Below are 7,641 nucleotides of genomic sequence, written 5' to 3'. Positions count from 1 at the left end.
CCCACGTGTTACTCACCCGTTCGCCACTCGAGTACCCCTGCAAGCAGGAGCCTTTCCGTTCGACTTGCATGTGTTAAGCACGCCGCCAGCGTTCATCCTGAGCCAGGATCAAACTCTCCACAAAAAATCAGTACAAGAACTGAGCCGTGAAAAGCCCAAAACCCAACCAAAACAAACCACACCACACAAAACATGTGGCCTGGCAATCCAAAAATTACTAAACAGTCACCCTCCAAACCCTGACGGGGCAAAAGAAGAGGGCAACCAAAAATCCAATCAGTCATGCGACCAACCAGCGGCACCGTTCCATCAATGGTTCAAACAGTACCGACCAGCACACACCACAAAAAAGGCATGAAACAGTCACACAAACCAACCAAACAAAATCATTGGCACACTATCGAGTTCTCACACAACACACGCACACCCAAACACACCCCACAACCCGGGGCCTGTTCAAAGCGGCTTGACCGACCCTACACACACCCACACAACAAACAAAATCGCCTGCCATGCGAATCAAATGAAAGGATCTACCAGCGATTGTTTTCCTACCGCCATCTCACCAAAACCAGTCCCTATCGGACCGCCCGGCGGGGCGTTGTCGGTCACGCTGACTCACATAAAGCTACACACACCCAACCAACAACACAAACCAGCAGGCGAGGAGGGGTAAACGGGACGTCGATAAGCGTTTATTTACGCAACGCGCGTAACGGACGCTCCAAGCTGGTTCAGCTGCTCAACAAAGTGCGGATAACCTCGGTCGATGTGCTCCACATCGTGCACGATCGTCTCCCCGTCCGCGACCAAGCCCGCCAACACGAGACCAGCACCAGCGCGAATATCGGAAGACCAGACATCCGTCGAGGACAGCTTATCGACGCCGCGCAGCACCACATGGTGCCCATCCACCGTCGCATCAGCGCCCAGGCGGAGCATCTCGTCCACAAACCTGAACCGGGACTCGAACACGTTCTCCGTGATCACCGACGTGCCCTCCGCAATCGCGGCGAGCCCGATCGCCATCGGCTGCAGGTCAGTCGGAAAGCCAGGAAACGGCAGCGTCTGATAATCGACAGCCTGCGGGCGGCCGTCCATGCGCACGCGGAAGCCCTGCTCGTAGGTCTCCACCGTCGCGCCAGCATTCTTCAACTTCGACAACGCCAGATGAAGGTGGCGCGGCGCGATCCCGCCCACGGTCACGTCACCGCCGGTCATCGCCGCCGCATATGCCCACGTGCCAGCGACAATACGATCGCCGACCACCGTGTGTTCCGTGGGATGCAGCTTATCGACGCCGTCGATCGTCACCGTCGACGTTCCCGCCCCCTGAATTCGCGCACCCATCGAATTGAGCATCTCGCACAGATCCACGATCTCCGGCTCGCGCGCCGCGTTATCCAGGACCGTGCGTCCTTCCGCCAGCACTGCCGCGGTGAGAATATTCTCCGTCGCGCCCACCGATGGGAAATCCAGGTTGATATTGGCGCCACGCAGCTGCCCCGCGCGCGCCACAACCGCGCCGTGCTCTATGTGCGTACTAGCGCCGAGCTTCTCCAGCCCCGACTGGTGCATATCCAGCGGACGCGAACCGATCGCGTCGCCACCCGGCAGCGCCACAATCGCCTCGCCGCACCGCGCAGTCAGCGGACCAAGCACCGCGACCGACGCGCGGAACTGCCGCACCGCATCGAAATCCGCGTGCGAAGACACCGTCGCCGGCGTATGAATCCGCACGACCGTCCCCTCGATCTCCACCTTGCAGCCGAGCCCTTCTAAGACCTTCTGCATGAGCGGTACATCGAGAATCTCCGGGCAGTTGTTCAGCGTCGTCGTGCCCTCCGCGAGCAACGACGCCGCCATCAGCTTGAGCACACTGTTCTTGGCTCCCGCCACCCGGACGGCACCCTGCAGACGTGCTCCACCTTGAACCAGAAAACGCTCTTTCACGCCCCCTAGGGTAATGAAAATTCCGCGGCGCCTACGGCAGCGCGCCAATGCGTCGCGCCGCGTTCACCGCTTCGTAGCGCGTGTGCGCTCCGAGCTTGCGCATCACGCTGCGCAAGTACGACTTCACCGTCTCGGCGCCGATGCCCATTTCCTCGGCAGCCTCCACATTCGTGTGGCCGAGCGCGACGCACGACAACACGTCGATCTCACGCGCCGACAGCTTCGTCGACTGCTTCACGCGGACCGGCGAGACCATCTGGTCGCACAGCTGCTCCAGCTCCTTGCGGAGCTCTTCTTCCTCCACCCGATTCGCCAGCATGCGCAGCTTCGAGTGCGTCGCACGGATCTGCTCCCACTCGGCACCGTTCATTACGCGGCCGGCCTTGGCGGTGCCCTTGCCGCCCTCGACGCGTCGTAAAGCGGAATTGACCGCGAGATCCTGCTCCAACGTGCGTGCCGTCATGGTGACCTCCTCGATCACCTTGTCGCCCAAGCGCACCGGCGAATGGACGCCGACGTAGAGCACGCCGCGGATCTCGCGCTGCACGATCACCGGGACGGCGACCACAGAATGCAGGCCCTCGTCCTGGATCGCGGCGTCGTGCTCGTGCGAAATGACATTCGCGCGCGTGTAATCAGACACGCCCACCGCGCGCCGCGTGCTCACGACGCGACCGCCGACACCATGATTCGGCTCGATCACCATATTCTGCAGCGCCGGCGTACGCAGCCCGATCCACTGAGTGATCTGCAGGCGGTTATCGGCAAGAAGGGTGCCGTACATCGCCACAGGGATTCCCGTCGCGGTCTTCAGTGACGTGAGCGAAGCGCGGATAGCATCATCGTCGTCCTTGACCCGTTGCGAATCCATTCAAACTCCTTACAGGAAGCCCCCCATTAGAGTGTCCCCGCCGGCGGGCGTAATTCGGTCTCTGCGGTACAGGTAGAACCATACTAACCCGCCTATGGGGGTAGCAAAATGACCTGCAAGCCACACAACCGCACCCACTCGCGCCCGATCACTCCCGACCCCGAACATCTAGCTACCCCCGCCCCGCAGAAACTGGAGCAACCGCACGTCATCACGCCAAACCGGGTAGTTCATTCTGATTGGACCGCTCTGTCTATCTTTTCCGGTTTGATCGTGTACCATGGGGTCCGTCCGCGGGAGTGAACCGACTCCCGCCGTGAACACAACGCCCCGCCAACCGGGGACAAAACAAAGGAGCGACAATGGGAAACGTTTACAGCAACATCCTTGACACCATCGGCGGCACCCCGCTCGTCGAGCTCAAGGGCATCACCGAAGGCACCGACGCAGCCAACGCGACCGTGCTGGGCAAGCTCGAGTTCTACAACCCGGCCAACTCCGTCAAGGACCGCATCGGCCGCGCCATCATCGACGCAGCCGAAGCGTCCGGCGACCTCAAGCCTGGCGGCACCATCGTCGAAGCGACCTCCGGCAACACCGGCATCGCCCTCGCACTCGTCGGCGCAGCTCGAGGCTACAAGGTCATCCTGACCATGCCCGAGACGATGTCCGTCGAGCGCCGCGTCATCCTCCGCGCTTACGGTGCGCAGATCGAGCTCACCCCGGGTGCAGCCGGCATGAAGGGCGCTGTGGACAAGGCCAACGAGATCGTCGAGCAGACCGACAACGCCATCCTCGCCCGCCAGTTCGAGAACGAGGCCAACCCGAAGGTCCACTACGAGACCACCGGCCCCGAGCTGTGGAACGACACCGACGGCAAGATCGACATTCTCGTCGCAGGCGTCGGCACCGGCGGCACCATCTCCGGCGCCGGCAAGTACCTGAAGGAGCAGAACCCGGACATCAAGCTCATCGCCGTCGAGCCCGCCGCTTCCCCGCTGCTGTCCGAGGGCCAGGCCGGCCCGCACAAGATCCAGGGTCTGGGCGCCAACTTCGTCCCGGGCACCCTGAACCGCGAGATCGTCGATGAGGTCATCACCGTCTCCAACGAAGACGCCGTCGCCACCTCCCGCGAGCTCGCCCGCAAGGACGCTGTCCTCGGCGGCATTTCCTCCGGCGCGAACGTCAAGGCCGCCCTCGAGGTCGCGTCCCGCCCGGAGAACGCCGGCAAGACGATCGCCACTGTGATCTGCGACTTCGGCGAGCGCTACATCTCCACCATCCTCTACGAGGACATCCGCGACTAAGCATTATCGCTTATCGACGCCCCGCCCCCTCCCTGAATCCAATCCTTCAGCGCGAGGGGGCTCTGCTATTGGCGCTGCTACACTACGCCCCATGCTGAAGGTGATCAGGACCATACGTGAGGACCTCGCTAACGCCCGCGACCACGACCCAGCCGCGCGCGGCGATCTCGAGAACGCCCTCGTCTACTCCGGCCTTCACGCCATTTGGATGCACCGCATCAGCCACGCCCTGTGGGTCCGCGACGTCAAAGGACCGGCTCGCATCCTCGCCCAGATCACCCGCTTCCTCACTGGCGTCGAAATTCATCCCGGTGCCACCATTGGGCGCCGTTTCTTCATCGACCACGGCATGGGCATCGTCATCGGCGAGACCGCCGAGATCGGCGACGGTGTCATGCTCTACCACGGCGTCACCCTCGGCGGACAGGTCCTCACCCAGACCAAGCGCCACCCCACCATCGGCGACAATGTCACCATCGGTGCCGGCGCAAAGGTCCTCGGCCCCATCACCATCGGTGAGGGTTCCGCTGTCGGCGCCAACGCCGTTGTGACGAAGGATGTCCCCGCGAACTGCATCGCGATCGGCATTCCCGCCAAGTGCCGCCCGCGCAAGTCCGACGAGCGAAAGCACCTCGTCGACCCCGACTCCTACGTTGCCGAGGACAACAACTACGTCATTTAGTTCGGCGCTTACGCGACCAGATCCTTGTAGTCAGCGTTCTTCTCCACAAAATGCTCCACTGCTGAGCACGTCGGGATGATCTTCTTGCCGGCGGTGCGAGTGTCATCGAGAGCTTCCTTCACGAGCTTCCCCGACAGCCCCTGTCCCCGGAACTTGGGGTCGATGATGGTGTGATTGAAATCGCGCGTGGCGTCATCCGCATCGCTGTAATCCGCGAACCCAGCCTGCTCCCCGTCGACCGTGATGACGTAGCGTTTCGTCGCTGCGTCGTGCTCGATGCTCACGTTCTGATCCGCCATGGTGCCCTCCTACGAAGCGCTGTCGACCGCCACGTTTCGTGTCAGTTCGTATCAGTTCGGAAGCACCCATCATATGCAAAAAGTCCTCCCGCTTTCGCAGGAGGACTTCATGGTTGTGGCCAGAGCCAGGATCGAACTGGCGACCCCACACTTTTCAGGCGTGTGCTCTACCAACTGAGCTATCTGGCCGGAACCGTGCGCCGCGCAGGCAATACGCAACAACAGTTCAGCGACCCTGACGGGACTTGAACCCGCGACCTCCGCCGTGACAGGGCGGCGCGCTAACCAACTGCGCCACAGGGCCTTATTCTTTTGTTTCGCACTTCCGCGGCTATTTATTGTCCGCGTCTTGCACGAATTGATACCTTACACAGAGGTCGCGAAACATTACAAACCAGCATTACACCGCAGGTTTTCGGGCGTGCGGAAGTGGCCGTGGGGCGTGGTGGCCCCTCGGCTATGTTCCGAACAACAGGTGCATCGCACCGTATTGGTGTGTGGTGTTCGGTACTGGTGTTCCGCGCGGTGAAACCCATGTCGGTGTCCCATCGCGCATCTGTATTCGACCCCTGTTGTGTCTGTCGGGGGCATCATCGTTGGTGCGGTTGTGATACCTGCACAACACCGACAAATTGTTCATATTCGTCTGTCCACCCCGTGCCCACGGGGTGATGTGGTGGACTTCGCAGTTATCAGCAGCATGCCGACAATCCGGCACAGGACACGTCGTCAGTGTTGCTCGGGCGAGGTCGCGCTGTTTCTTATTGGCGAACCGTTTCGTGTTGTACAGATTCACCGGACCTGCCTGCGGGTGGAACAGTGCCACTTCAAGGTCTTTGGAATGATGGTGCATCAGATACTCCGCACCGGTCATCGTGGTGCCATCAGACAAGCCCAGAATGGTGTCATCACCCTGGCCGCCGAGGATCGAGATGTAATCCGGAAGAGGGATCTGGACCAGTGGGCGTGGGACAGCATCCGCGACAGCACCATCGTTGTGGAGCAGGTCGTGGAAGGCCTCGTACATCTGCGGGCCCTCAGGGCGGTTAGCGTCGAGTTTTTGACGCAGCGCGTACTCAAGAGCAGCGATATCCCGCGCATCACCGGTAGCGCTGAAGGTGCGTTTACCTTTCCGCTCCTTACCGAACCGCACCGTCGACTCAGGGGCAGGTGTATCCACCTCAGGAACGATGTCTTTCGCGCGGCGCTTCAACGTCTCGTAGTTCCCGCGCACCGACAACAACGCCAGGCGGATTGTCCACTTTTCTTTTTCGGTACCCAACGGGCGGATGCGTTGCTCGATGAGCACCAACTGATCCAACGACTTCGCAGTCTGGCGGGCAACACGAACAGCATTAGCCTGCTGGCGGGAAAACCGAGTCTTTCCGTAATAGACCTCGTAGACGCCTTTCCAATCGGCAACGCGGGTGGGGTTGGCGCCGGCGTCGACAAGCTGCTGGGCGTCGAAACTCCCCAGCAGGTCGATGGCATTGCCTGCGCCCACATGCGCCGCGAATTGGTTCACGACACAAACGTTAAACCGATCGCAACCCGAGATCCACCAAACAATGTCTACTTCAGTAGACAATGCGAAAAGGGCCCGAGCATTTGCTCGGACCCGTTTGCGACCCTGACGGGACTTGAACCCGCGACCTCCGCCGTGACAGGGCGGCGCGCTAACCAACTGCGCCACAGGGCCTTGGTACCCCCAACGGGATTCGAACCCGTGTTGCCGCCGTGAAAGGGCGGAGTCCTAGGCCTCTAGACGATGGGGGCACACGCTGTTAGACAGCTCGCCTATCGTAAGCCTCCCCTCGGCTTACCTCCAAATGAGCTGGTTATCCGGCCGAAAGCGAGGTGCTTAAGACGGAGACAACCATCGCGAAGATCATCGTGTTGAAGGTGAAAGCAAAGGCAGTGTTCACCCGCAGCTTTCGCCATGCGAGCCGGTTGGTGGGAGTAGCAGGCAGGGTGGCGCCCATGACGGACGTCATGAGGGCGAGGGTGAGGTAGTCCTCGAAAAGCGGGGAATCTGTGTGCTCGAACCGGAATAGCGGAGCGCGGGCCGCGTAGTCCAACTCGAGGTACTCCGTAGCGTAGGCAAGCACCATGAAAGCCCAGGACCCGACCACTGCCACTCCAGCGAGAGCGAGCCACCGCCAGTCTTCGCGGAAATAGTCAATGCGGCTGAGAACAATGGCCACGCTGATGGCGGCGAACGCACCGATGCTGGCGAGGTTCGCTGCTCCTTTAATGCCGAGCCAGCGCACCCAGCGCCGTTGCCGCAACTGATGTTCCGCGGTGGCGTAGGCGGCCAGCTCGTCCGGCGTCCGCTTGGACAGTTGCTGCGCTGTCCACCAACAGAAAATGAGCACGTAGAGCACCCAGTACACAAGGTAGAAGACGATCAGCAAGATGCCTTGTCCTTCGGCGATAACATCGCGCAGGAAAAGGAAAATCGTCAGCAACGCGAGTATCGCGGCGCTGACCGTGGATACTCCGTACCGGGTGACTTCAGAACGCATCGCG

7 protein-coding genes, 4 tRNA genes and 1 rRNA gene are annotated in these 7,641 nt (G+C 61.1%); 2 read left to right on the top strand and 10 right to left on the bottom strand.

The genetic code is table 11. The features are described from left to right. From J5Y21_RS08475 to ramA, 3 genes are all read right to left on the bottom strand, one after another. Positions 1–124, bottom strand: a 16S ribosomal RNA gene (locus J5Y21_RS08475); the annotation flags it as partial. Between the two features lie 575 nt (positions 125–699). After that, the gene (gene murA, locus J5Y21_RS08470; protein WP_210574418.1) at positions 700–1,953 is read right to left on the bottom strand and encodes a UDP-N-acetylglucosamine 1-carboxyvinyltransferase; all 1,254 of its coding nucleotides are present in this window, start codon (positions 1,951–1,953) and stop codon (positions 700–702) included. A gap of 31 nt (positions 1,954–1,984) precedes the next feature. Further along, positions 1,985–2,824, bottom strand: coding sequence for an acetate metabolism transcriptional regulator RamA (gene ramA / locus J5Y21_RS08465; protein ID WP_210574416.1), 840 nt, complete (start codon positions 2,822–2,824; stop codon positions 1,985–1,987). Positions 2,825–3,186: 362 nt separating this feature from the next. On the opposite strand from ramA, the gene cysK reads away from it, so the two are divergent. Together cysK and epsC are read left to right on the top strand one after the other, a co-directional pair. Further along, positions 3,187–4,131, top strand: coding sequence for a cysteine synthase A (gene cysK / locus J5Y21_RS08460; RefSeq protein ID WP_210574414.1), 945 nt, complete (start codon positions 3,187–3,189; stop codon positions 4,129–4,131). Positions 4,132–4,222: 91 nt separating this feature from the next. After that, positions 4,223–4,813: a serine O-acetyltransferase EpsC gene (gene epsC / locus J5Y21_RS08455; RefSeq protein ID WP_210574412.1), complete on the top strand. Its 591-nt coding sequence runs from the start codon at positions 4,223–4,225 to the stop codon at positions 4,811–4,813. 8 nt (positions 4,814–4,821) lie between these two features. Here the strand turns inward: epsC and J5Y21_RS08450 are convergent, their stop codons facing one another. The 7 genes from J5Y21_RS08450 to J5Y21_RS08420 all read right to left on the bottom strand — a co-directional run bounded on the left by J5Y21_RS08450 (position 4,822) and on the right by J5Y21_RS08420 (position 7,637). Beyond that, a complete protein-coding gene (locus tag J5Y21_RS08450) occupies positions 4,822–5,112 on the bottom strand; it encodes a GNAT family N-acetyltransferase (protein WP_210574409.1) in 291 nt (96 codons plus the stop codon). A 116-nt stretch (positions 5,113–5,228) separates the two neighbouring features. Continuing rightward, positions 5,229–5,301, bottom strand: a tRNA-Phe gene (locus J5Y21_RS08445). Positions 5,302–5,342: 41 nt separating this feature from the next. After that, positions 5,343–5,416: transfer RNA gene (locus tag J5Y21_RS08440), tRNA-Asp, on the bottom strand. Between the two features lie 153 nt (positions 5,417–5,569). Then, the gene (locus J5Y21_RS11840; RefSeq protein ID WP_210574407.1) at positions 5,570–6,637 is read right to left on the bottom strand and encodes an HNH endonuclease signature motif containing protein; all 1,068 of its coding nucleotides are present in this window, start codon (positions 6,635–6,637) and stop codon (positions 5,570–5,572) included. A 100-nt stretch (positions 6,638–6,737) separates the two neighbouring features. Further along, positions 6,738–6,811, bottom strand: a tRNA-Asp gene (locus tag J5Y21_RS08430). A gap of 1 nt (position 6,812) precedes the next feature. Beyond that, positions 6,813–6,888: transfer RNA gene (locus tag J5Y21_RS08425), tRNA-Glu, on the bottom strand. A 62-nt stretch (positions 6,889–6,950) separates the two neighbouring features. Continuing rightward, positions 6,951–7,637: a DUF1345 domain-containing protein gene (locus tag J5Y21_RS08420; RefSeq protein ID WP_210574405.1), complete on the bottom strand. Its 687-nt coding sequence runs from the start codon at positions 7,635–7,637 to the stop codon at positions 6,951–6,953. Positions 7,638–7,641 lie beyond the last annotated feature (4 nt).

The organism is Corynebacterium sp. Marseille-P3884, from assembly GCF_017942225.1.
Classification (GTDB): Bacteria; Actinomycetota; Actinomycetes; order Mycobacteriales; family Mycobacteriaceae; genus Corynebacterium.
Note: the sequence above shows the minus strand (reverse complement) of the source record. Positions and strands in the feature narration are given on the sequence as shown.

Coding starts and splice junctions, on each gene's coding strand:
- ramA (WP_210574416.1), bottom strand. CDS start 2,824: ATGGATTCGCAACGGGTCAAGGACGACGATGATGCTATCCGCGCTTCG.
- J5Y21_RS08450 (WP_210574409.1), bottom strand. CDS start 5,112: ATGGCGGATCAGAACGTGAGCATCGAGCACGACGCAGCGACGAAACGC.
- J5Y21_RS08420 (WP_210574405.1), bottom strand. CDS start 7,637: ATGCGTTCTGAAGTCACCCGGTACGGAGTATCCACGGTCAGCGCCGCG.
- epsC (WP_210574412.1), top strand. CDS start 4,223: ATGCTGAAGGTGATCAGGACCATACGTGAGGACCTCGCTAACGCCCGC.
- cysK (WP_210574414.1), top strand. CDS start 3,187: ATGGGAAACGTTTACAGCAACATCCTTGACACCATCGGCGGCACCCCG.